The following is a 1,025-nucleotide window of genomic DNA, read 5'->3' as shown; positions in this document are numbered from 1 at the left end:
GACATTATAAACAGCTTCATATTTTGTAAAAAAACGATTTACTCTCGTTGGTTGCAACGAGGGAAGTTGTGCATGGGGGAGTACGACAAACCTACCTGAGTAGTTACGAAAATTTCAGTAATTTTGTTCTCGGTAATCATAGCGGTAAAATATTTGTAAATGTTATAATTGGACACTATAAATTTACGAATTTTTCGCGAGAATACCAAGAAAATCAGCCATTTAGTTTTATGCTAAATGGCTGATTGTTTTATTATTGGATAACTGAACTCTTATATCGAACTCACGTTATTTTACTGAAAATCAAGCTAAAATCATAATATTAACATCATTTAACTAATATTTCTTATGCAAATATTTGGCAGGAAATAAAAAAGTGCCTACCTTTGCACCACGAAAACGAAACATCGCGGGGTGGAGCAGTGGTAGCTCGTTGGGCTCATAACCCAAAGGTCGCAGGTTCGAGTCCTGTCCCCGCCACCAACAAGAAGCGGATTCAGAATTGATTCTGAATCCGCTGATTTTTTTATGCTATCCTCCCCAAGTCTATATTTATTGGTGCCATTGATGCGCTTGTATTGTTGTACCGCTACGCGGCACATGCTGTGGATAATTATTCTGTACCATGGCTGCGCACCGCTTGCGCGAGTGCTTGCCATGGCCTAAGCTCGCACAGGCCCTACGGGCCTTTCCTTGCCCACAACAATCTACGTGTATTAACAGCTCAAGCCGAAATATCGGTGCATCGTAGATTAATGCCTCTGACATACGCGTCCACAGACATCCGCTACCACACAGGCATCCCACGCATGCAGCCCAACATCCCCGCATGGGCGTCCGTAGGACGCAGATTTGATCGTACCCGGGCACACCTCCGCTGCGCTTCGGTGTGCCCGGAGTGGCACGATATAAAGAAATGAGGGGTCAAGCCGAAATGGCGGTGCATATGTTAAATTTGGCAGTTAGAAGTGTTAAATTTTTAGGCGTAGAGTTTGACCAGTCGGAATATGAAGAAGTCTCGGTCC

General features: G+C 43.9%; 1 protein-coding gene and 1 tRNA gene. Both read left to right on the top strand.

Annotation, left to right across the window (positions count from 1 at the left end):
- Positions 1 to 408 precede the first annotated feature (408 nt).
- Positions 409 to 483 (top strand) — tRNA-Met (locus QGT73_RS17300).
- Between the two features lie 272 nt (positions 484 to 755).
- Positions 756 to 920 carry a hypothetical protein gene (locus tag QGT73_RS17295; protein WP_280123255.1) on the top strand — a complete coding sequence of 55 codons (165 nt, stop codon included), beginning with the start codon at positions 756 to 758 and terminating at the stop codon, positions 918 to 920.
- Positions 921 to 1,025 lie beyond the last annotated feature (105 nt).

The organism is Duncaniella muricolitica (assembly GCF_910574735.1).
GTDB classification, from domain to species: Bacteria; Bacteroidota; Bacteroidia; order Bacteroidales; family Muribaculaceae; genus Duncaniella; species Duncaniella muricolitica.
This window is presented reverse-complemented; position numbering and strand designations above follow the sequence as displayed.

Bases quoted from the DNA above. Each gene is read 5' to 3' on its own strand.
- QGT73_RS17295 (WP_280123255.1), top strand. From the start codon at position 756: ATGCCTCTGACATACGCGTCCACAGACATCCGCTACCACACAGGCATC.